This window comes from Methylocystis sp. SB2 (assembly GCF_049817085.1).
Lineage (GTDB): Bacteria > Pseudomonadota > Alphaproteobacteria > Rhizobiales > Beijerinckiaceae > Methylocystis > Methylocystis rosea.
The window spans coordinates 304520-324851 of the sequence record NZ_CP187401.1; the positions used below are offsets into that span (position 1 = coordinate 304520).

The following is a 20332-nucleotide window of genomic DNA, read 5'->3' on the forward strand; positions in this document are numbered from 1 at the left end:
GCCGCGGCTCTCGCTTCCTTGGCCCTGTTGACCATGGCGCTTACTTCCGCGCGCGCCGAACCCGTGCGCATCCTGGCCTTTGGCGACAGCCTGACGGCGGGGCCCGGCATCGGGGCCGAAGATTCGCTTCCGGCGCAGCTCAAGAGACGGCTGAGCGAGGACGGATATAATGTCGAAGTCGTCCAAGGGGGCGTTTCCGGCGACACGACGACGACCGGGCTCGCGCGCCTCGACTATACCCTTGGCGCCGGGCCTTTCGACATCGCCGTCGTCGAGCTCGGCGCGAATGACATGTTGAACGGGCATGATCCGAAGATCACGCGCGCCAATCTCGATCGGATTCTTGCGACGTTAAAGCAGAAAGGCGTTCGCCCGGTGCTGACGGCGATGGTCTCCAGCGCAAATCACGGGCAAGCTTACAAGAAGGAATTCGATTCGGTTTATCCGGATCTTGCCGCCAAACATGAGGCGCCGCTCGTGCCCTTTATCTTGGAAGGCGTCTGGGGCTCGCCCGCGCTCCTCATCTCGGACGGCATTCACCCCAACGCCGCCGGCGTGGCGAAGATCGTCAAAAAAATCGCACCCTATGTTGAAAGAACGCTCGTTTCCATGGGGGCGAGTAGGACCTCGCGCGCGCAATGAGGCTGCGCGATCCCGCTTGGGGAGGATGTCATGCCCAGACTGTTTACGGCCCTGGAGATTCCCCGCTCAATCGCCGAAAGCCTCGCGCGCCTGCGCGGCGGAATCCCCGGCGGCCGCTGGATCGACGTCGAGAATTATCATGTCACCTTGCGCTTCATCGGCGACGTCGACGATGCTTTCGCGCGCGACGCGGCGAATGCGCTGTCCTTCATCCGCCGTCCGGAAGTCACCGTCACCTTCGACCAGCTGACGTCGTTTGGCGGCGACAAGCCCCGCGCCATCGTCGCGCGCGCGCGGCTGGAGCCGACCCTCATGGACATGCAGGCGGAGCAGGAGCGCCTATTGCGCCGGCTCGGCGCGCCGCCCGAGCCGCGCAAATTCATCCCGCATGTGACGCTCGCGCGTCTGCGCGGGGCCAGCGCCGGCGCTGTCGCAGCCTATCTTGGCGCGCGCGGCTATTTCCCGCCGCTGCGCTTCACCGCGGAGCGGTTCGTGCTCTATTCGTCGCGCGATTCCGTGGGGGGCGGCCCCTACATCGTCGAGGCGGAATATCCGCTGCTTGTGGCGCCGCAAGCGCTGACAGGAACGGCGCGAGGTTAGGCGCACGCAGAAACGTGTAAACAATTGCAGGAGATTAAGAACCGCTTAATATGCTCGCGAACGAAAGGTAGCTGATTTTGGCCGAGGCGCCCGAAAGTCTGATCCTGCAGCTGCTTCGCGACATGCGCGCGGAAATGGCCACAAAGAATGACCTGGCGGAGATAGCTGCTGAGTCGCGCTCCTTGCGCGCCGATGTCGCTTCGGATCTGATGTCGCTCGACGCCAAAGTCGATGCAACCCGCAAGGATTTAAGCGAGCAGATTGTCGGATTGCGCCGAGCGGTGATCGAATATCATACGTCCGCGATCGGCCACGGCGTCCTTATCAGTGAACTTGAAGCGCGTCTTCGGCGGGTCGAGCAGCATCTCAACCTTGAACAGGACACTCTTTAGATTCGGCCGGAGGATACAGCGTCGTTCATTCCTGCGCCGACGCCATACTTTGAGCGCTCTCACGTCCTTTGGCGACGACTTCGGCGAGCGACGGGTCTTTCGCAAGCGCTTCGACGATCAATCGATCGGACGCGGCTTCGATCTCCGTCGAGAGCTTGTCGAAAAAAGCGCGAGGCTCCATGCCGGGCGCGATCAAGGGCAGGAACTCGATCACGACGGTCCCCGGCCGGACGAGGAACGAGCGGCGCGGCCAAAACAGCCCGGAATTCACGGCGACGGGAAGCACCGGCGTTTCGGTCGCCGCGTAAAGATGGGCGATGCCGAACTTATATTGCGGCGGCGCGCCGGCCGGGCGACGCGTGCCTTCGGGAAAAATGAAGAGCTGCCGTCCCTGGGCGAAAATTTTCTTCGATTTGGCGATCAGCTGCGGCAGCAGCTTGCCGCCCTTAGCGCGATCGATGGCGATTTGCTCGGCCGCCAGTAAATACCAGCCGAAAAAAGGCAGCCAAATCAGTTCGTGCTTCAAGATGTAACTGAAGTCGGGAAATCTGATCGGCAGAACGAAGGTTTCCCAGATCGACTGATGTTTGCAGGCGACGATCACTGCGCCTTTGGGGATATTCTCGAGACCTCGCCAGTCAATCTTCGCGCCGCAGATCTTGTCGAGCAGCCAGAGATTCGTGCGCCCCCAGGTGCGTCCAAGCTCCTGGTTGATCTGGCGCCGCATCATCAGGCCCGGCAGCCAAATGATCATGAGCGTGAACATGTTCAAGAAGAACAAGATCTGGAAAATGAGGGAGCGCAGGAGGAGCATGGGCGAGATCTGAGCGGAGGAGCGTGGCGCGCTTTTACGGCGCCAGGAGGCGTTGGAACAAGCTCTCACTCAGATGCGACGCTGTGGCGAAGCTGCGGGGGGGGCTCCGACTCCTCGAATCTCCTGAAAAGCTTGGTGCGCAGCAGAGACCCGACGTATTTCACATATTCCTTGCCGACAAAACGGGCGACGCGCAAATCGCTGATCCAGTCGGCGACGTCGATATGTTCGCTGACGACCGGAAAGGGATAGAGCTCGACATTCGGCAAGGCGGCTGAGATTTCGACCAGCGCACGCGGCATGTGGTAGTTCGACGTGACGATAATGAGCGTGCGGGTGATGTTGTGCTCGCGCGCCCAATCGCGCGTCTCTTTGGCGTTGCCGGCGGTGTCGAGCGCCTGATAGCCGAGATCGACGCAGCAGTCGAAGAGCTCGCGCGACATGGGGAGTATTTTCGCGAGCAAGGAGCTGCGGGTAGAGGGATTGACGCCGGTGATCAGCATGCGTCGCGCCTGACCGCTGGCGAGAAGCGTCGCCGCGTCGAGCACGCGATCCGAGCCGCCAGTCAGCGCGACGACGCCTTCCGCCTGCACCGGAATGGAGAACTCCTCTCGCGGCAGCGACAGCGCGAAGCCGACAAAACCCAACAGGAGCGCCGCGGCGAGAAAGGCGCAGCCGGCAAGGATCGCGCACGCGGCCTTACGGACGGCGCTACCCATTCTTCACTCCCTGGCGTGCGAAGGTCGTCAATCTTGGGGTCCTTCGCCCATGCTTCCTGTCCAGAACGCGCGAGGCGCGATTCTGACGCGACTATAGGGCTATTTCTGCGCCGATGTTATCGGGGCGGCTGTTTTGGGTGAATGCGCTTAACCGAGCCGCTGCAGATGGCGCAGCACAATGAACTGCGAGAGATAGCCGGTCAGCGCGGCGACGCCGCCCGCGAGCAGAACGATGACGACAAAGCCGCTCGGGCCAATCGTGAAATCGCCGAACAGGGCCTCCATCTGATCGCCGCCGCCGGTCGCGCGCCACCGCTGCGCCAAGAACTGCGCCAGGGCGAAAAAGGCGATCGCGCCGCCGCCGCCGATCAGCGCGCCGCGAAATCCCAACGCCATGAAGCGATGCTGAAATTCTCGCGAGATGAACGAGTCGGCGGCCCCGACGATATGGAGCACTTCCACGATCTCGCGGTTAGTCGCCACCGCGGCGCGGGTGGCTGAGGCCACGGCGACGGCCATGGCCGCGAGGATCAATACGAAGATCAGGGCCGCTATGGCCACGGCGGCGCGCGCCATATCGCCGAGGCGCTCGATGAAGACATGATGATCGTCGAGCACGGCGTTCGGAACGGCGCGCTCGAGCTCCATGCGCAGCTTGTCAAAATCCGCCCGATTTTCGACGTCGAGCTTCAGCACGATCATGCGGGGCGTAGGCAGTTCGGAGAGATCCAGACCCTCGCCGAGCCACGGCGTCAGCAGCGCCTCGGATTCCGACTTGGCGTAGACCCGCGCTTCCCGCACGCCGGGCGTTCGCCGCATCGCCTCCGCCGCCTCCTTAACATCGGCCTCGACGTTGCGGCCGGGGACCGGACGCACCTGCACGGTCGCTTCGCGCGCGACGTCGCTGCGCCATTCGACGCTCGCATCGGCGACCAGAATGGCGACGTTAGCGGCGAGCGCGGCGAGAAACGTCATGATCGCGATGACGATGACGAGCGAGCGGCCGGCGACGGAATCGGCGGGGACCAGCGCGCTCTGCGCTGGAATCTCTTCGGCGTCTTCATCGACGTCAGACGCGGCCGGGCGAATCGAGGACCAAAATCGCATCAGGGCCATCGTCTGCTCATTCGAAGATGTGAAGCCGGCCGTCGGCAAGCACAAGACGCCGCGCATCTTCATACTGGTCCATCAGGCTTAAGTCATGAGTGGCGATGATGACGGCGGTTCCGGATCTGTGGAGTTCGATAAAAAGGCGCAGGATCCGGCGCGCGAGCGTCGGGTCGACATTGCCCGTCGGTTCGTCGGCAAGCAGCAGTTTGGGTTGCGAAATCAGCGCGCGAGCGATCGCCGCGCGCTGCTTCTCGCCGCCCGAAAGGACCGTTGGGAAGGCATGCGCGCGTTCGCCGAGACCCACCCAGCGCAACAGTTCGAGCACCTCGGCGCGATAGGTCGACTCTTCGCGCCCGAGCACGCGCAAGGGCAGGGCGACGTTTTCGTAAAGCGTCAGATGATCCAGAAGGCGGAAGTCCTGGAAGACGACGCCGATTTTGCGGCGCGTCTCGGCGACGTCTTCATTGCTGAGCGCCGCCGTGTCCTTGCCGAAGATGTTGATCAACCCGCGCGTCGGCCGCAGCGCCATGATGATCAATCGCATCAGGGTGGTCTTGCCTGCGCCTGACGGGCCCGTCAGGAACTGGAAAGAGCGCGGTTCGATCTGGAAATTCACGTCTCGGAGCGTTTCGGCGCCGACGCCATAGCGCAAACCGACATTCTCAAAGGTCAACACGACGCCGTCTTCTCCCCAAAGATGGCCCCAACGGCGGGGGTTCGAATGACGCTCGGGACGGATGCGCGAGTCGCGACAATAGCAGTTCAGCCCTGCTTAGCCATCATCACTCTCAACGATCTCTTGTCTTGGAGCTTCTCGGCATGCAGCGGCGCTTTGCGCCGCCGATTGCCGGCGGCGTCGCCATAACCGGCCTGACCCGTCAGCGATCTTCCAGAGGCAATACGAAGCTGAAGATGGTTCCGCCCCCGGGGTTGGGCTCCGCCCAGATCTTCCCATTATGCGCTTCGATGATCGAGCGCGAAATGGAGAGGCCGACCCCCAGACCGTGCGGCTTCGTCGTCGTGAACTGCTCGAAGAGCCTGTCTTTGATCTCCTCTGGCAATCCTGGGCCGGTGTCGGTGACATCGGCGCGAATGAGCTTGCCTTCAATCAGGCGAGTCGACACCCTCATCTCGCGTCGCTCGCAGTTCTGCATCGCTTCGACGGCGTTACGCTTAAGATTGACGACGACCTGCTGAATCTGAACTTTGTTAATCACAACCGTGTCCGGCGACGCTTCGAGGTCGATCGCCGTTTGGACATGATGTTCCTTGGCGAGCGCATCGGTGAATTCGCAGGCGGTTCGGATGACGGCGTTGAGATTTTGGGGAGCTTTTGAGGTCTCTCCGCGCGCGATGAACTGGCGCAGATTGTCCATAATTTCGGCGACGCGGAAGACTTGCGCATCGGCGTTGTCCAACATCTCCTCGACCTTCTCGATCGAGAGGTCTTTTTCGTTCAAATGCCGACGCGCGAAATTGAGATAGGCGCCGATCGCCGTCAAAGGCTGCTTGAGCTCATGCGCCAATCCGGTCGCCATATTCTCAATCAACTCAAGTCGATTCGCCTGAAGTTCCTGAACCCCCTGCTCGAAGCGGCGCCTGGAGCTGAGATCGCGGATCAAAGCGATGAAAAGCCGCTCCCCGTCGCAGGCGACTTCGCTGACGACGAGCTCCACGGGAAAAACCGAGCCGTCTTCGCGCAAGCCTTCGATCTGTCGGCGAATGCTTGGCGTTCCCCGCCGCAGATAGTCGCGGTGGCGCTGGGTCGCCTCTGGCGTCAGCATGCCGAAATCCCGCCCAACAATGTCGCCAGGCGCATAGCCGAAAAGCGAGGCCGCCTCCGCGCTGATCGAGCGCACCACGCCGTGCTCGTCGAGCGCAATGATTCCGTCGAAGGCGGCGTTCATCATCGCGGGCAGATCAGGGCGTTCTTCGCCTTCCGCGACGCTTGGCGCGAGTGGGGAGTCTCGAAGGCTGAGGGAACGCATACGTTTTCCCCCGGGGGGCGCCCGGCACGCGCCGCTCGCAGCCCCAACTCGCGGTAGCTAGGCGCTGGCGAGACGAGTTCAACCCCATACCCCCGTCCCAGGCGCATTTTCAACCGCCGAGAAATGGCCTAAGCAGACGCCATGTCGCCGACACAAGCCTCAGCGCCGCTGTTCTTTCTCAACGCACGGCTGGTCGATCCGGGCTCGGGTCGCGACATGCGCGGCGGTCTCGTGACGCTCGACGGAGTCGTCGCGGAGGTCGGCGAATCCGTTCGCCAGGGCGACGCTCCCGAAGGCGCGCGGGTCATCGATTGTGCCGGCGACGTCGTCGCGCCAGGCCTCATCGACATGCAGGCCTTTGTCGGCGAGCCGGGGGCGGAGCATCGCGAAACCATCGCCAGCGCGACTCTCGCCGCCGCGGCGGGCGGCGTGACGACAATCGTGTCAACCGCGGCGACGGCGCCGCCCGTCGACGATCCCGCCGTCGTCGATTTCGTTCTGCGCCGTGCGCGCGACACCGGGCGCGTGCGCGTCGCGCCGATGGCGGCGCTGACCCGCGGCCGCGCGGGAAGGGAGATCGCCGAACTGGGCCTGCTGCAGCAGGCCGGCGCGATCGCTTTCTGCGACGGCGCGCGCTCTGTGCGAAGCGCGCTGGTCATGCGACGGGCGCTCACCTACGCGCGGGATTTTGATGCGCTGGTCATTCATTTCGCCGAAGACCCGGATCTTTCCGTCGGCGTCATGAACGAAGGCGATTTTGCGCATCGGCTCGGCCTCGCTGGCGCGCCGCGTGAAGCAGAAGCGATCATGCTCGACCGCGACTTGAGGCTCGTCGCGCTGACGGGCGCGAGGTATCACGCCGCGATCGTGACGACGACGCTATCGTTGGACGCGTTGCGCAGAGCCAAGGACGAGGGCTTGGCCGTCACCTGCGGGACATCGATCAATCATCTGACGCTGAACGAGAACGACATCGGCGACTATCGCACCTTCCTCAAGCTCAGGCCGCCGCTACGCCATGAGGATGAACGTAAGGCGCTCGTTCGCGCGCTCGGCGAAGGTCTGATCGACGTCATCGTCTCCGACCATGATCCGCAAGACGTCGAAACCAAACGGTTGCCTTTCGCCGAAGCCGAATATGGGGCGATCGGCGTCGAGACGATGCTCGCGGCGGGGCTTCGGCTCGTGCATTCGGGCGACGTCACGCTGATCCGCCTTCTCGAGGCGATGACGTCGCGCCCGGCCGAAATTTTAGGGTTGCGGCAGGGCAGGCTGCAAAAAGGGGCCCCCGCGGACGTCATCCGCTTCGACCCAGACGCGCCCTTCGTGGTCGATCCCGCGACGCTGCACTCGCGATCCAAAAACACGCCTTTCGACGGGGCGTTATTGCAGGGCGTCGTTAGGACGACCGTCGTCGCGGGGACAATCGTCTACGAGGAATAAAGGCCGCGACAGCGCTTGGCGCTTGTCGCCGGCCAGAGTCAGCGGCCGTGTCGGCTCGACGACCGGACGGCTTCCGCGATCATCAGCAGAAACGGGGCGCCCAGGATCCAGGCGGGAACGAACCAGCCATAGCTATCAGTCATGACATTCTCCTTGGTCGAATCCCCAGCTCGCCTTCAACCGCGGCGACCGTTCGAGGTTCCGTCGAGCGCCCTTTTTTTGCCCGTCGCAGCTCCTCATCCCAATGCGACAGCAAATCTGTGACGCGCCTTCAGCGCCTGCATACTGAGCCAGACCGCAGCTCCAACCCCAATGAAATGAGCAAGTAGCAAGTTAAAGTTCGCCATTAAGATGAAGACGTCGAGCGCGCGCACGATCCTGTCCGGATCGGTAATTGCGATTCCCGGCGGCTGCGAAACGGTCTTGGCGACAAGCAGGGCGATGCTCAAGCCGACGCCGATGAACGAGACTACCGAGCCGAGCGCATTGACGAGTGAACCGGCCCCGAGAAACCACAGCGCCGCGGACTGGTCGGCGCCGAGCACGCTGGCCGGCGATTTCAACGCGCAGCGCTTTAGTCGCGGGCCATCGGCGCCCGGCGCTTGAACAAATGCCAAATAAGGCGAAGACTCCTGCGATGATGCTCGCTGGGAAGGCTATCGGCGACTCTTGAGGAATGCGTGTGCCGCCTTATGAACATACGACTGCTTCAAAGAATTAAAGGGCTGTAAGAATTAGGAGTGAATTTATGAAAGCGCTTTTCGCCACAGCCGCCGTTTTCGTCGCAATCTCTCTCTGTTCGAGCGCGCTCGCGCATGTCCCAAGCTTCCCAAAGGATGAGCCCTACGCGAAGGCGCGAAAGGCTCTCATCAAAAAAGGTTGGAAGCCTGTTCACGCGCCCGAGGCGGGATTCGTCTGTCAAAAAGGCGATCCTCGCTGCAAGGGACGACCAGAGACGGTCTCGTGCGCCGGAACGGGGAACGCCAATTGCATTTTCCGCTGGAAGCGCCAGGGCGTCGTGATCGACGTCAATACGGTCGGCGAAACGGAGCCGGTGATTACTGAAGTGGCCTGTCATTCCGGATGTAGTTGATCTCTCGGCCGCACATCGACCTTTGGCGATGCCAGTTATCCGCGGAACGATTTCGCGCGTTCGCACGTTAGCCCAAGCGAACGATTTTTCGATGAGCAAAGCTCATTCTGGCGCCCGATAATCTTGGCGCCAGAGGCATTGGGGCTGGGCAGGCCGACAGGAACAGATATTTCGCAAAACCCATATTTCGTGGAGTGCGGATTATGAAACGCGCGCATGCTTTCAACAGCGCTCTCCTCGCACTAAGCCTTGCTTTCGCTGGAATGCCCGAGAGTTCACGCGCGCAGGCGGTGAAATCCAACGAAACCATAAAGACCGAATATCAATACGCCGCGAAAGTTGTCTGCTCGTTGCGGTTTCCGCATCAGGACGGGACGTTGGCGAAGGGCGTCTATCGGACCATCGTCAACATTCATAACCCGACCAGGAAACGCTTCGCCATCGCCGCGAAAGTGGCGCTCGCGACGGAATTCGGGTCAGACCCCGGTCCGTTCAGCGTCACGCCATTCAAGAAGGCTGAACTTCAGGCCGACGGCGCGACGGAACTGAATTGTTTCGACATCGCGGGCTATTTTTGCCCGATCAACGGCGTGTGCGTCGATTTCGCATTTCTGGAGGGGTTCGTCGTGATCAAGAGCCCCGAGCCTTTGGATGTGGTCGGGGTCTACACCGCCCGCCATTCCGATGGCGAAGTGGAAACCATGGACGTCGATGCGGTTCGCGAGCGGCAGATCAGCGAAGAGGTTTCCTTAACCGCGCGCGAGCCCAAATCCGAGATTAAACGACACATGGACTTCCCGGCCAAAGGAAGTCCCGCGTTCCAGGGCAAGGACCCAACGAAGTAGAGGTGGCGCTCAAGTTTGGAGCACACCTCTTCCACGCTTCGTAGGATTATGGCCCGTGCTCTTGCGCAATGCGAAAGCTCCCATTCCCGATGTGCTGGGATTGGTGGCCATAGGCGCCAGCGCCGCCGCCCCTTGAAGAATTTCGCCAATGGCCTTAAAGCCTCGCCGCGCGCGAGCGACGGGCTCGTGACCACTCGGAACGAGGATCATGGCCAAGGAAAAGTTTTCACGCACGAAGCCGCACTGCAACATTGGGACGATTGGACACGTCGACCATGGCAAGACGTCTTTGACGGCGGCGATCACCAAGGTTCTGGCGGAGACGGGCGGCGCGACCTTTACGGCCTATGATCAGATCGACAAGGCGCCGGAAGAGAAGGCGCGCGGCATCACGATTTCGACGGCGCATGTCGAATATGAGACGAAGAACCGCCATTACGCCCACGTCGATTGCCCCGGCCACGCCGATTATGTGAAGAACATGATCACCGGCGCGGCGCAGATGGACGGCGCGATCCTGGTCGTCTCGGCCGCCGACGGCCCGATGCCGCAGACCCGCGAGCATATTCTGCTCGCCCGCCAGGTCGGCGTGCCGGCGCTCGTCGTGTTCCTCAACAAGGTCGACATGGTCGACGATCCGGAGCTTCTCGAGCTCGTCGAGCTCGAAGTGCGCGAGCTGCTCAGCAAGTATGAGTTCCCCGGCGACGACATTCCGATCACCAAGGGTTCGGCGCTGTGCGCGCTTGAGGGCAAGAACCCCGAGATCGGCCATGACGCGATCCTGAAGCTGATGGAGACGGTCGACGCCTACATCCCGCAGCCGGAGCGTCCGAAGGATCAGCCGTTCCTGATGCCGGTCGAGGACGTGTTCTCGATTTCGGGCCGCGGCACGGTGGTGACGGGGCGCATCGAGCGCGGCGTGATCAAGGTGGGCGAGGAAGTCGAGATCGTCGGCATCCGTCCGACGACGAAGTCGACGGTCACGGGCGTCGAGATGTTCCGCAAGCTGCTCGACCAGGGCGAGGCGGGCGACAATGTCGGCTGCCTGCTGCGCGGCACGAAGCGCGAGGACGTCGAGCGCGGCCAGGTGCTGTGCAAGCCGGGTTCGGTGAAGCCGCACACGAAGTTCAAGGCTGAGGCGTATATCCTCACCAAGGAAGAGGGCGGCCGTCATACGCCGTTCTTCACCAACTATCGCCCGCAATTCTATTTCCGCACGACGGACGTGACCGGCATCGTCACATTGCCCGAGGGCGTGGAGATGGTGATGCCGGGCGACAATGTGACGATGGAAGTCGCGCTGATCGTGCCGATCGCCATGGAGGAGAAGCTGCGCTTCGCCATCCGCGAAGGCGGCAGAACGGTCGGCGCCGGCGTCGTCGCCAGCATCATCGAATGACCGCTGACGCGGGCTGAGAACATCGGTACAGGGGCAGGAGCCGCGCTCTTGCCCCTTTTTTTGGTCTATTCAATTTCAGATAGCGGCAAGAGATTGAACTCTCCAATGAAGCCTTCCGTCATCAAACTCGAACGCACGCATGAGCGCTGGGCGACGATGTCGATCGCGACCGTCCGCATGCCCGACGGAAGAACCTTCCTGCGCGATGTCGAGGACCATGGCTGCGCGGCCGCCGTGCTGCCATACGATCCCCTGCGCAAGACTGCGCTGCTCGTCGATCAGCTCCGCGCCGCTGAGCTGATCGCCGTCGGCGCGACGGAGTCGCTCGAAGCGATCGCCGGTCTCGTCGAGGGCGAGGATGACGCGGCGGTGACGGCGAAACGCGAGGCGCTTGAAGAAGGCGGATTGCAGCTCGGCGCGCTGGAGCATGTCGCGACCGCCTGGTCGATGCCGGGCGTTTCGACCGAGCGCATGGCGCTTTATCTCGCCGAATACCGCGCCGAGGACCGCGTCGGCGACGGCGGCGGCGTCGCGCATGAAGATGAAGAGGTTCGCGTCGTCGAATTGAGCCTCAAGGAACTCGCCGAGCTGATGGCGGCGGACGGCATCGTCGACATGAAAACGCTGACGCTGGTTCAGGCGCTGCAGCTTCGCCGTCCTGAACTCTTCGAGTGACGCGCGCGACCGCAGGCCGACGAAAGCCGGCGGATGCGAACGCCGGTGACCTTTAGCAGCCTCCGCCGCTGACCCCAGGCGCGAGCCGCAGCGCGTCGCAGAGATTGCGCGACTGGAAGTCGTCCATCATTTTTCGCGTGATGACGCTGGTGGAGCCCGGCACTTGCATGACGGGGGTTGGAGCCCCCGTCGGTCCGGTCACATAGTCCGAGAAATAGCCGTCGTCAGTATATGGCGGCGGCGGCGCGACGCGATGAACCCGGGCGTGCGCGCCGCGCACGCGCACGTCGGCAGCGGCGGCGGTTGTCAGACCAACCGTGGCCAGGACGATGAGCAGGAATAGGGCGACAGCCTTGCGCATGGCGTAGTCCTCCTGCCCGAAGCATATAGGGGTCCGGGGTCGTAAGGAAGCAGGCCGGCAAAAGGGCCGCCCTGCTTAGCGCCAGTTCAGGCGGCGAGTTCGTCGCCCAGAAGCACCGCGGGCAGACGGCGCTCGTCTAGGCGCTCGACCGTGGCCGTCGGCTGCTGAGCGAACTGCTCGACTTCCAGCGCCGCGGCGACGGCGGAAATGCCGATCTCGCGGTAAAGCCGCGCGAGAAGGTCATGGGGATGGCCGTTGGATTGGGGCTCGTTGAACTCGACGGAATACTTGTCGGACATGGGCGCGCTCGACGACAGGAGGGGAACTCAAGGGACGTTTTCCTAGGATTGTCCTCGGCAAGTTAACGAGCCGCTAAGGAACCGGGGCCGAGGCGGCGCTCGCCCAACTTTTTTTCAAATGCGCGAGAGCCGTTGCATTCGCCGTGAAATTGCGAAAAATGCGCCCGAGCCGCCCCTTGGCCCCTTGACCCTTTGGCGGCGGTCACGCGAGTCTTTGAACCGATGCGACGTCATCTTCCGCCCGAGCCCTGGTCGAAAGTCGCGCTGTGGAGCCGACGGTTCGCGATTTTCGCCGCGACGGTGGCGATTTTGGCGATCGTTCTGGGGCGACTTGGCGCCCTTGACCCGGCGTCCGCGCTCGCCTCGCTTGGAGGCGCCATGGCCTTGGCGCTGATCGCGCTGCTTTTGTTTTGCGCCGCTTGCAACGTGATTTGGCGGACAGGACGGCGCGGGGCGGGCGCAGCGGCGACCGCCTTCGTCATCGCGGCGTTGACGCTGGGCTACCCCGCCTATCTGGCTTTCGAGGCGGTGCGTCTGCCGGTGCTTTCCGACATTTCGACGGACGTCGCCGATCCTCCCTATTTCTCCTTCTCCAAAGCCGCCTTTGAGGCGCGCAGCGGCTTCCAGCCTCCGGGTCTCCCGTCCCGGGCGCGGGAGGCGCAGCGGCCGGCCTATCCCGACGTCGAACCGATCGTCGTCGATCTCGACACGGACGAGGCCTATGCACTGGTGCTGAAAACCGCCAAAGCCCGCGGCTGGACGCTCGTCGACAAGCGGCCGCCGGGCGGACGCAGTGGCGACGGCCATATCGATTTCATCGACAAAACGCTCGTCATGGGATTTGACGACGACATCACCGTCCGCTTCAAGCCGCTGCCCGGTCAGACGCGCATCGATCTGCGCTCGGCGTCGCGTTACGGACGCCATGACTTTGGCGTGAACGCTAAAAGAATCACCGCTTTCGCCGAGGAACTACAGTCGCAACTCGACGCGCGGTAGCGCGCTCCCCAAATTGAAGGCAGGCGAGACGCTCGTTTTCGACGGCGTCTTCGATTATGCTGCACAGCAAAGCTTAGCGACGGGAGCGGTGATATGGTCGAGGAAAGCGGCGTCGCTTCAGCAAGCGCGTCAATGATTCCCCCTTTCACCCGCGAGCAGGAGCTCACCGCCTTTCGCGAAATGCTGCTCATCCGGCGCTTCGAGGAAAAGGCCGGACAGCTTTACGGCATGGGCGTCATCGGCGGATTCTGCCATCTCTACATCGGCCAGGAAGCCGTGGTGGTCGGCGTCAAAATGGCGGCGCGCGACGGCGATCAGTTCACCACGAGCTACCGCGACCACGGACATATGCTCGCCTCAGGGATGGAGCCCAGGCGCGTCATGGCGGAGCTCGCCGGAAAGCGCGGCGGCTATTCCAAGGGCAAGGGCGGCTCGATGCACATGTTTTCGCGCGAAGCGAATTTCTACGGCGGGCACGGCATCGTCGGCGCGCCGGCGCCGATCGGCGCGGGAGTCGCTTTCGCCAACGCCTATCGCGGCGACGGCCGCGTATCTTTGACCTTTTTCGGCGAAGGCGCCGCCAACCAAGGCCAAGTCTACGAAGCCTTCAACATGGCGTCGCTCTGGAAACTGCCGGTCGTTTTCATTGTCGAGAACAACCGTTATGCGATGGGCACGGAGATTTCCCGCGCCTCCGCGCAAATCGACCTCTCCAAACGTGGCGCGGCTTTCGGCATTCCGGGCAAGCAGATCGACGGCATGGACGTGCGCATCGTCAAGGCGACGGCGGACGAGGCGATCGAATGGTGCCGCGCCGGCAAGGGTCCCTATCTCATAGAGGCGCAGACCTATCGCTATCGCGGCCACTCGATGTCCGATCCCGCGAAATACCGCTCCAAGGAAGAAGTCCAAAAGATGCGCGAGGAGCACGATCCGATCGAGCAAGTCCGCGCGCGGCTGATCGCCGACGGCATGAGCGAGGACGAACTCAAGAAGATCGACGCCAATGCGCGCAAGATCGTCGCCGAAGCCGCGGATTTCGCCACTGCGGACAAGGAGCCGGATCCGAGCGAGTTGTGGACGGACGTGCTGGCGTGAGAGATTGATTGAATGACCGTGAATGTCCTCATGCCCGCGCTGTCTCCCACGATGGAGCAGGGCAAGCTCGCCAAATGGCTCAAGAACGAAGGCGACGCGGTGAAAGCCGGCGACGTCATCGCCGAGATCGAGACCGACAAGGCGACGATGGAGGTCGAGGCGGTCGATGAGGGCGTGCTGGCGCGCATTCTCGTGCCGGGCGGCACCGAGAATGTCGCCGTCAACACGCCGATCGCGGTGATCGCTGAGGAGGGCGAGGAAGTCGCCGATACGGCTGACCACGCGCCGGCCGATCGGCTCGGCGAAGAGGACAAAGCGCAAAAGCAGGCTGAAGCCGCCCCACCGGTTCCGGGCCAGACCGCGCCGCAGGACGAACCCGGCGAAGCCAATAAGGCCGCGACCAAAGCCGCCGTCGAGGCCGCGACGCCCGCGCCCAAGGCGACGCGCGTCGCCGCGCAGCCGTCCCCGCGCGTTGCGCCGGAGGTGCCCGAAGGCACGACGCTGGTGTCGATGACCATGCGCGAAGCTTTGCGCGACGCCATGGCCGAGGAAATGCGGCGCGATCCGAACGTCTTCGTAATGGGAGAAGAGGTCGCCGAATATCAGGGCGCCTACAAGATTACCCAGGGTCTTCTGCAGGAATTCGGCGCCAGACGCGTCGTCGATACGCCGATTACCGAATATGGCTTCGCCGGCGTCGCCGTCGGCGCGGCTTTCGCCGGGCTGCGGCCGATCCTCGAATTCATGACCTTCAATTTTTCGATGCAGGCCATCGACCACATCGTCAATTCGGCGGCGAAGACGCGTTACATGTCCGGCGGACAGATCAACTGTCCGATCGTCTTTCGCGGACCGAACGGCGCCGCGGCGCGCGTCGCCGCGCAGCACAGCCAGGATTATTCCGCCTGGTATTCGCAGGTGCCGGGGCTGATCGTGATTTCGCCGTCAAACGCCAGCGACGCGAAAGGCCTGCTGAAGGCCGCGATTCGCAACGACAATCCGGTCGTGTTTCTCGAAAATGAGATTCTCTACGGCAAGACGTCGGAAGTTCCGGCGCTCGAGGATTTCGTTCTGCCGATCGGCAAGGCGCGCATCGCAAGGCCGGGCAAAGACGTGACGCTCGTCTCCTTCTCGATCGGCATGACCTATGCGCTGCAGGCCGCCGAACAACTCGCCAAAGAGGGGATCGACGCCGAGGTGATCGATTTGCGCACGCTGCGGCCGATGGACACGGCGACGATCATCGAGTCCGTCAAGAAGACCGGCCGCTGCGTCGCGATCGAAGAGGGCTGGCCGCAGTGCGGCATATCGGCCGAGGTCGCCATGCGTGTTCAGCAAGAGGCTTTCGACTATCTCGACGCGCCGGTGCTGCGCGTCACCGGCAAGGACACGCCGATGCCCTACGCCGCCAATCTCGAAAAGCTCGCTTTGCCGAGCGTCGCGGATGTCATCACGGCGGCGAAGGCCGTCCTTTACAGGTCCTGATAATGGCGCTCGTCACTCCCGACAGCGGCGCGCCGCGCATCTTCGCTTCGCCTCTCGCGCGCCGTTTGGCGAAGGAAGGCGGGCTCGATCTCGAGGCGCTGCAAGGCTCAGGGCCGCACGGCCGGGTCGTCGAACGCGATGTAAAATCGGCGCTCGCGCGCGGCGAGACGGCCAAGGCGGCGCCGCTTGCCGCAGCTCCGTCTGCTGACGCGACCCGCAAATTCTTCGAAGCCGGCTCCTACGAAGAAATTCCGCATGACAATGTGCGCAAGGCCATCGCGAGACGGCTGACCGAGGCCATACAGACCATTCCGCTTTTCTATCTCAACGTCGATTGCGAGATCGACGCGCTGCTGCGCCTGCGCGAGGATTTTAACGCCGCCGCGCCGCTCGGGTCGGACGGCAAACCGACATGGAAAACGTCGGTCAACGATTACGTGGTCAAGGCGCTCGCCATCGCCCTGCAGCGCAAGCCCGAAGCCAATGTCACCTATACGCCGGACGCGTTGCTGCGCCACCAATCCTCCGATATCGGCGTCGCCGTGTCGATCCCCGGCGGGCTCGTGACGCCGATCATCCGTAAGGCGCAGGCGAAATCCGTTCGCGAGATTTCCGAGGAGATCAAGGAGCTCGCCGGGCGCGCCCGCGCGCGCAAGCTGAAGCCGCAAGAATATGAAGGCGGCGTTTCGGCGGTGTCCAATCTCGGCATGTATGGCGTGCAGAGTTTCACCGCGCTGATCAATCCGCCGCAGTCGACGATCCTGGCGGTCGGGCAGGGCGAGCAGCGCATGATCGTCAAGAACGGTGCGCCCGTTGTGGCGACAATGATGAGCGTGACGCTGTCCTGCGATCATCGCGCCGTCGACGGCGCGCTCGGCGCCGAACTCTTGGCGGAATTCAAACATGTCATCGAACATCCGGCGATGATGTTCGCGTGAGAGCGCGATTTGAAATTATTCGGATGATTGTTGAGGGTCGGGCGAACCGGGCATGAGCATGAATTACTCAGTGTCAATCGACGTTCCGCAGCTTGAAGACGGCCTGCGATTTTATCGCGACGCCTTGGGACTTCCCGAGATCGCTCGACCTGTTCCCACATATGTCCTGCTCAAATGTGGAAACTCCCAAATCGGACTGATCGAGAAATCGGCTGGAAGCAAACCGGCCCAGGGAACAGACGAGGTTCGTCGATATGAGCGTCACTGGACGCCCGTTCATATCGACTTTCACGTCGACGATTTTGAAGCCTTTTTGACAAATGCGGTGAACGCTGGCGCGAAATGTGAGCAGAAATTCGAAGGCGGCGCCCGGCCGCCCATCGCATTTTGCGCCGACCCGTTCGGCAATGGATTCTGTGTGATAGGAACAGCCGCCTGACCAGATTCGGATCAGGGGCACAGAGGGCGGATTTGCACCTTCAGTCGACCCTCACCTGTCCGCACTGCGCGCGCGCGGAAATGCTCGACATGCCGCAGGACGCTTGCGTCGTCGTGCATGTCTGCGCCGGATGCGGCGCGCGGCTGACGCCAAAGACGGGAGACTGCTGCGTGTTCTGCTCCTATGGCGACGTTCCATGCCCGCCCGTGCAGAAGGAGGGCGATTGTTGCGGCCGTCCGATGGACGCGCGCCCCTAATCGCGGCATATGGCTTGCCTGGAACAGCTCTAAACAGGCAAGGAGCGGGCGCGTGGCGACGGAAGCTGACATTTTGAAGTCTCTGGAGGGACTCTACGGCCCGGGCGGCGCTCCGCTCGCCGGCGCGGTAAGCGGCGTCAATCTGTCGGGCGCCAAAGCCTTCGTTTCTCTGGCCGGCGATCCGAGCCAGACGCAGGCCTGGGAGGCGGCGCGAGTCGCTGCCGAGCGCGCGATCAAGGCGGCCCCGGGCATCGAGCAGGCGATCGTGACCTTGACGGCTGAACGGGCCTCGCGCCCGGAGGCGCCGCCGCCTCGGGCTCAAGCGCAAGCTCATGCCCATGCCCATGCGCATGGGCCCGGCGCGCCGCCGCCTCAGCAAAAAACCGGAATTCCGGCGCTCGAAAAAATCCGCTTCATCATCGCCGTCGCCTCGGGCAAGGGCGGCGTCGGCAAGTCGACGACGTCGGCCAATCTGGCGCTCGGCCTCGCCGCTCAGGGTTGGCGCGTCGGCCTGCTCGACGCGGACGTCTATGGCCCCTCGATGCCGCGGCTTTTCGGCTTGACGGACAAACCCAAGGTCGAAGGCGGCAAACTCACGCCGCTCGAAGCCTATGGCGTGAAGATCATGTCGATGGGTTTTCTTGTCGACGAGAACGTGCCGATGGTCTGGCGCGGCCCGATGGTGTCGCAGGCGATTTCGCAGATGCTCGGCGAAGTCGCTTGGGGAGAACTCGACGCGCTGGTCATCGACATGCCGCCCGGCACCGGCGACGTTCAGCTCACCATCGCGCAGCAGGTCCCGCTCGCCGGCGCGGTGATCGTCTCGACGCCGCAGGACCTGGCTTTGATCGACGCGCGGCGCGCCGTGTCGATGTTCCAGAAAGTCGAGGCGCCGATCCTCGGCGTCATTGAAAATATGAGCTACTTCCTGTGCCCCCACTGCGGCGGGCGCTCGGAAATTTTCGCGCATGGCGGCGCGCGCCACGACGCCGAACAGATGGGCGTGCCTTTTCTTGGCGAGGCGCCGCTCGACATCAAAATCCGTCAGACCTCGGACGCCGGGAATCCGGTCGTGGGCGCTGAGCCCGACAGCCCGCAGGCCGCCGTCTACCTCAATCTCGCGGCGAAGGTGAAAACGCTGCTCGAAACGCAGAAGCGGCGCGCTGCGCCAAAGATCGTCGTCGGCTGAGGGAAGACGCATAAAAAAATCGCGCCTCCTTTTAGGGAGGCGCGCCAGGCGGGCCGATCAACCCCGGCCGTCAGGGAGCGCTATGTTTCAGAAATGACTAGGAATCCAGGAAGTGTCGCCTGCATCCCATTTGTAATTGTAGCCGACCGTGAACTGAGAGGCGCGACCCCAGGCGGTGATTGTGGCGTTTGGGTTGTAGTGGGGAGGAACGTTCAGTGGAATCGCGGGAGAGAACGCCCTGCCGACAAAGGGAATGTTTTCGGCGTAGCTGACCGAATTTTTGAAGTCGTAAATGGCCGCGAAGTCGATCGACGAATTTTTCGTCAACTGATAGCCAAAGCCGCCGGTGATGGAGTGAGCGGCGACGGCTGGCGCCAGCGCCGCAAGCGTGGCGGCGCGGTCTCTAATCGGAATGGTTGAGTAGTGGTAGCCAGCACGCAAGGTCAGCTTTGGCGTGGCCCGCCATTCGGCGCCCAACGAGGCTGAGTCCGTGTCGCGCCAATCAAAGCCAAGGCCGCCGGATGAGCCGAAGGACCCGAACCAAATCGGAAAGCTCGAATTTCCGGTGGTCGTCGCGGAGTAAAAGATGTGTCTCCAGTCAGCCATCAGCGTAAGATTGGGCAGCACGTCATAAGCGACGCCCGCGGTCACGTTCGCCGGAATGTCGAAACTGCCTTGGTCCGCGATAAGCCCTCTGTATTTCAGAAATCTGGACATGAACATCGGCGTCGCGCCGGCAAGTCCAATGCGCAGCTCATTTGTCGCGCGCCACTCGAAACCCACGCGCACGCCCCCTCCGGCTGACCAATCGTAGGCCATGTCGGTAAAGTTGTACATGTTGGAGGAGTAGGGAGAGAGAATTTTCAGCCCTTGCGCGTTGAACATCTGGATCGCCAAAGTGGGTGAGACGCCCACGCTGAACGAACCGAATTTTCTGGCGTAGGTGGCGCTAATAAAGGACTGCTGGAGGTCGAGCCCGGCCGCGCCGCCGCCGAGCACGCCGCCAAACGTCGGAGCGACAGTGATAATGCCTCCCGGGCCTGCTTTGACCGGCGGCTTGAAGTGCCCAATGTCATAGGTGGTGTTGAGGCCGCCGTTGCCGTAGGTGGCGAGGCCCCAAGCAGACTCTGCGTCGATCGGCTGGACATAGGCGCCGTTTGGCACCGGAAAGATGGGTCGACCGCTCCGTACGTCGCCAGGCGCAAGGACCACCGGTTGCCCAACGGTCGAATAGCCGCGCTCGGGCAGGCTTACGCCGAGTCCGACTTGAAACATCCGTTCCAGTCCGACAATGCCAGCCGGGTTGATCGACATGGCCATCGCGTCTCGCGAGTCGGCGGCGCCGGCGCCGCCCAAGGCTCTCTGACGCGGACCATAGCCTGTCAGGAAATAGCCGTCGGCGCCAAACGAGACGGACGGCGCGAGCGCTGAGATGGTCAATGTGAACAGGAAGGCGCGTGAAACAATGTTTTTCATTGGGGGCGAGTCCCGAGCGCAATGTCCCTCAGTTCGGGCGACGGGCTGTCTTCGCCGTCGCGCCGAACCGA

At 62.9% G+C, this 20332-nt stretch carries 24 protein-coding genes; 15 read left to right on the plus strand and 9 right to left on the minus strand.

The genetic code is table 11. The annotated features are described in order from the left end of the window. The first annotated feature begins 33 nt into the window (after positions 1-33). The 3 genes from ACPS74_RS01580 to ACPS74_RS01590 all read left to right on the plus strand — a co-directional run bounded on the left by ACPS74_RS01580 (position 34) and on the right by ACPS74_RS01590 (position 1634). Positions 34-642, plus strand: coding sequence for an arylesterase (locus tag ACPS74_RS01580; protein ID WP_239754500.1), 609 nt, complete (start codon positions 34-36; stop codon positions 640-642). A gap of 30 nt (positions 643-672) precedes the next feature. Beyond that, positions 673-1242 carry an RNA 2',3'-cyclic phosphodiesterase gene (gene thpR / locus ACPS74_RS01585; RefSeq protein ID WP_029651285.1) on the plus strand — a complete coding sequence of 190 codons (570 nt, stop codon included), beginning with the start codon at positions 673-675 and terminating at the stop codon, positions 1240-1242. Positions 1243-1319: 77 nt separating this feature from the next. Continuing rightward, a complete protein-coding gene (locus ACPS74_RS01590; RefSeq protein ID WP_029651286.1) occupies positions 1320-1634 on the plus strand; it encodes a hypothetical protein in 315 nt (104 codons plus the stop codon). 25 nt (positions 1635-1659) lie between these two features. Here ACPS74_RS01590 and ACPS74_RS01595 read toward each other — a convergent pair whose 3' ends face one another. From ACPS74_RS01595 to ACPS74_RS01615, 5 genes are all read right to left on the minus strand, one after another. Then, positions 1660-2448, minus strand: a complete 789-nt coding sequence (locus ACPS74_RS01595; protein ID WP_029651287.1) for a lysophospholipid acyltransferase family protein — start codon at positions 2446-2448, stop codon at positions 1660-1662. A 65-nt stretch (positions 2449-2513) separates the two neighbouring features. After that, entirely contained in the window at positions 2514-3167 is a 654-nt protein-coding gene (locus ACPS74_RS01600; protein ID WP_029651288.1) for a YdcF family protein, read from the minus strand. Positions 3168-3314: 147 nt separating this feature from the next. Continuing rightward, positions 3315-4274 carry a cell division protein FtsX gene (locus tag ACPS74_RS01605; RefSeq protein ID WP_036241983.1) on the minus strand — a complete coding sequence of 320 codons (960 nt, stop codon included), beginning with the start codon at positions 4272-4274 and terminating at the stop codon, positions 3315-3317. A gap of 16 nt (positions 4275-4290) precedes the next feature. After that, positions 4291-4953, minus strand: coding sequence for a cell division ATP-binding protein FtsE (ftsE, locus tag ACPS74_RS01610; protein WP_018408375.1), 663 nt, complete (start codon positions 4951-4953; stop codon positions 4291-4293). Positions 4954-5155: 202 nt separating this feature from the next. Next, a complete protein-coding gene (locus ACPS74_RS01615; protein WP_029651290.1) occupies positions 5156-6265 on the minus strand; it encodes a two-component system sensor histidine kinase NtrB in 1110 nt (369 codons plus the stop codon). A 141-nt stretch (positions 6266-6406) separates the two neighbouring features. On the opposite strand from ACPS74_RS01615, the gene pyrC reads away from it, so the two are divergent. Further along, complete coding sequence (pyrC, locus tag ACPS74_RS01620; RefSeq protein ID WP_029651291.1) at positions 6407-7708, plus strand: dihydroorotase; 1302 nt, start codon at positions 6407-6409, stop codon at positions 7706-7708. Between the two features lie 236 nt (positions 7709-7944). On the opposite strand, the gene ACPS74_RS01625 is transcribed toward pyrC, so the two are convergent. Then, the gene (locus ACPS74_RS01625) at positions 7945-8271 is read right to left on the minus strand and encodes a DUF3611 family protein (protein WP_244471432.1); all 327 of its coding nucleotides are present in this window, start codon (positions 8269-8271) and stop codon (positions 7945-7947) included. Between the two features lie 185 nt (positions 8272-8456). On the opposite strand from ACPS74_RS01625, the gene ACPS74_RS01630 reads away from it, so the two are divergent. The 4 genes from ACPS74_RS01630 to ACPS74_RS01645 all read left to right on the plus strand — a co-directional run bounded on the left by ACPS74_RS01630 (position 8457) and on the right by ACPS74_RS01645 (position 11720). After that, positions 8457-8801: a hypothetical protein gene (locus ACPS74_RS01630; protein ID WP_029651293.1), complete on the plus strand. Its 345-nt coding sequence runs from the start codon at positions 8457-8459 to the stop codon at positions 8799-8801. Between the two features lie 203 nt (positions 8802-9004). Beyond that, positions 9005-9646 carry a hypothetical protein gene (locus ACPS74_RS01635; protein WP_051381807.1) on the plus strand — a complete coding sequence of 214 codons (642 nt, stop codon included), beginning with the start codon at positions 9005-9007 and terminating at the stop codon, positions 9644-9646. A 208-nt stretch (positions 9647-9854) separates the two neighbouring features. Then, positions 9855-11045: an elongation factor Tu gene (tuf, locus tag ACPS74_RS01640; protein WP_018406022.1), complete on the plus strand. Its 1191-nt coding sequence runs from the start codon at positions 9855-9857 to the stop codon at positions 11043-11045. Positions 11046-11150: 105 nt separating this feature from the next. Beyond that, on the plus strand, positions 11151-11720 hold the full coding sequence (locus ACPS74_RS01645; protein ID WP_029648826.1) for an NUDIX domain-containing protein: 570 nt from the start codon (positions 11151-11153) through the stop codon (positions 11718-11720). Between the two features lie 52 nt (positions 11721-11772). On the opposite strand, the gene ACPS74_RS01650 is transcribed toward ACPS74_RS01645, so the two are convergent. Together ACPS74_RS01650 and ACPS74_RS01655 are read right to left on the minus strand one after the other, a co-directional pair. Beyond that, positions 11773-12081 (minus strand): TonB-dependent receptor plug domain-containing protein, encoded by a 309-nt coding sequence (locus ACPS74_RS01650; protein WP_029648828.1) that lies wholly within the window; start codon positions 12079-12081, stop codon positions 11773-11775. Positions 12082-12167: 86 nt separating this feature from the next. Then, positions 12168-12380: a hypothetical protein gene (locus ACPS74_RS01655; protein ID WP_029648829.1), complete on the minus strand. Its 213-nt coding sequence runs from the start codon at positions 12378-12380 to the stop codon at positions 12168-12170. A gap of 222 nt (positions 12381-12602) precedes the next feature. Between ACPS74_RS01655 and ACPS74_RS01660 the strand changes: the two genes are divergently transcribed. The 7 genes from ACPS74_RS01660 to ACPS74_RS01690 all read left to right on the plus strand — a co-directional run bounded on the left by ACPS74_RS01660 (position 12603) and on the right by ACPS74_RS01690 (position 18785). Then, positions 12603-13379, plus strand: a complete 777-nt coding sequence (locus tag ACPS74_RS01660; RefSeq protein WP_029648830.1) for a DUF1499 domain-containing protein — start codon at positions 12603-12605, stop codon at positions 13377-13379. 93 nt (positions 13380-13472) lie between these two features. Next, positions 13473-14477 carry a pyruvate dehydrogenase (acetyl-transferring) E1 component subunit alpha gene (pdhA, locus tag ACPS74_RS01665; RefSeq protein ID WP_029648831.1) on the plus strand — a complete coding sequence of 335 codons (1005 nt, stop codon included), beginning with the start codon at positions 13473-13475 and terminating at the stop codon, positions 14475-14477. Positions 14478-14489: 12 nt separating this feature from the next. Further along, on the plus strand, positions 14490-15962 hold the full coding sequence (locus ACPS74_RS01670) for a pyruvate dehydrogenase complex E1 component subunit beta (RefSeq protein ID WP_029648833.1): 1473 nt from the start codon (positions 14490-14492) through the stop codon (positions 15960-15962). A gap of 2 nt (positions 15963-15964) precedes the next feature. Continuing rightward, positions 15965-16900 (plus strand): 2-oxo acid dehydrogenase subunit E2, encoded by a 936-nt coding sequence (locus tag ACPS74_RS01675; protein ID WP_051381700.1) that lies wholly within the window; start codon positions 15965-15967, stop codon positions 16898-16900. A gap of 52 nt (positions 16901-16952) precedes the next feature. Next, complete coding sequence (locus ACPS74_RS01680; RefSeq protein ID WP_239754495.1) at positions 16953-17339, plus strand: VOC family protein; 387 nt, start codon at positions 16953-16955, stop codon at positions 17337-17339. 32 nt (positions 17340-17371) lie between these two features. Then, on the plus strand, positions 17372-17596 hold the full coding sequence (locus ACPS74_RS01685; protein WP_029648836.1) for a GDCCVxC domain-containing (seleno)protein: 225 nt from the start codon (positions 17372-17374) through the stop codon (positions 17594-17596). Positions 17597-17648: 52 nt separating this feature from the next. Then, positions 17649-18785: an Mrp/NBP35 family ATP-binding protein gene (locus tag ACPS74_RS01690; protein ID WP_029648837.1), complete on the plus strand. Its 1137-nt coding sequence runs from the start codon at positions 17649-17651 to the stop codon at positions 18783-18785. 87 nt (positions 18786-18872) lie between these two features. Here ACPS74_RS01690 and ACPS74_RS01695 read toward each other — a convergent pair whose 3' ends face one another. Beyond that, positions 18873-20261 (minus strand): OmpP1/FadL family transporter, encoded by a 1389-nt coding sequence (locus ACPS74_RS01695; RefSeq protein WP_029648838.1) that lies wholly within the window; start codon positions 20259-20261, stop codon positions 18873-18875. Positions 20262-20332 lie beyond the last annotated feature (71 nt).

Bases quoted from the DNA above. Each gene is read 5' to 3' on its own strand.
- ACPS74_RS01580 (WP_239754500.1), top strand. From the start codon at position 34: ATGGCGCTTACTTCCGCGCGCGCCGAACCCGTGCGCATCCTGGCCTTT.
- thpR (WP_029651285.1), top strand. From the start codon at position 673: ATGCCCAGACTGTTTACGGCCCTGGAGATTCCCCGCTCAATCGCCGAA.
- ACPS74_RS01595 (WP_029651287.1), bottom strand. From the start codon at position 2,448: ATGCTCCTCCTGCGCTCCCTCATTTTCCAGATCTTGTTCTTCTTGAAC.
- ACPS74_RS01600 (WP_029651288.1), bottom strand. From the start codon at position 3,167: ATGGGTAGCGCCGTCCGTAAGGCCGCGTGCGCGATCCTTGCCGGCTGC.
- ACPS74_RS01605 (WP_036241983.1), bottom strand. From the start codon at position 4,274: ATGCGATTTTGGTCCTCGATTCGCCCGGCCGCGTCTGACGTCGATGAA.
- ACPS74_RS01615 (WP_029651290.1), bottom strand. From the start codon at position 6,265: ATGCGTTCCCTCAGCCTTCGAGACTCCCCACTCGCGCCAAGCGTCGCG.
- pyrC (WP_029651291.1), top strand. From the start codon at position 6,407: ATGTCGCCGACACAAGCCTCAGCGCCGCTGTTCTTTCTCAACGCACGG.
- ACPS74_RS01630 (WP_029651293.1), top strand. From the start codon at position 8,457: ATGAAAGCGCTTTTCGCCACAGCCGCCGTTTTCGTCGCAATCTCTCTC.
- ACPS74_RS01635 (WP_051381807.1), top strand. From the start codon at position 9,005: ATGAAACGCGCGCATGCTTTCAACAGCGCTCTCCTCGCACTAAGCCTT.
- tuf (WP_018406022.1), top strand. From the start codon at position 9,855: ATGGCCAAGGAAAAGTTTTCACGCACGAAGCCGCACTGCAACATTGGG.
- ACPS74_RS01645 (WP_029648826.1), top strand. From the start codon at position 11,151: ATGAAGCCTTCCGTCATCAAACTCGAACGCACGCATGAGCGCTGGGCG.
- ACPS74_RS01650 (WP_029648828.1), bottom strand. From the start codon at position 12,081: ATGCGCAAGGCTGTCGCCCTATTCCTGCTCATCGTCCTGGCCACGGTT.
- ACPS74_RS01655 (WP_029648829.1), bottom strand. From the start codon at position 12,380: ATGTCCGACAAGTATTCCGTCGAGTTCAACGAGCCCCAATCCAACGGC.
- ACPS74_RS01660 (WP_029648830.1), top strand. From the start codon at position 12,603: ATGCGACGTCATCTTCCGCCCGAGCCCTGGTCGAAAGTCGCGCTGTGG.
- pdhA (WP_029648831.1), top strand. From the start codon at position 13,473: ATGGTCGAGGAAAGCGGCGTCGCTTCAGCAAGCGCGTCAATGATTCCC.
- ACPS74_RS01670 (WP_029648833.1), top strand. From the start codon at position 14,490: ATGACCGTGAATGTCCTCATGCCCGCGCTGTCTCCCACGATGGAGCAG.
- ACPS74_RS01675 (WP_051381700.1), top strand. From the start codon at position 15,965: ATGGCGCTCGTCACTCCCGACAGCGGCGCGCCGCGCATCTTCGCTTCG.
- ACPS74_RS01680 (WP_239754495.1), top strand. From the start codon at position 16,953: ATGAGCATGAATTACTCAGTGTCAATCGACGTTCCGCAGCTTGAAGAC.
- ACPS74_RS01695 (WP_029648838.1), bottom strand. From the start codon at position 20,261: ATGAAAAACATTGTTTCACGCGCCTTCCTGTTCACATTGACCATCTCA.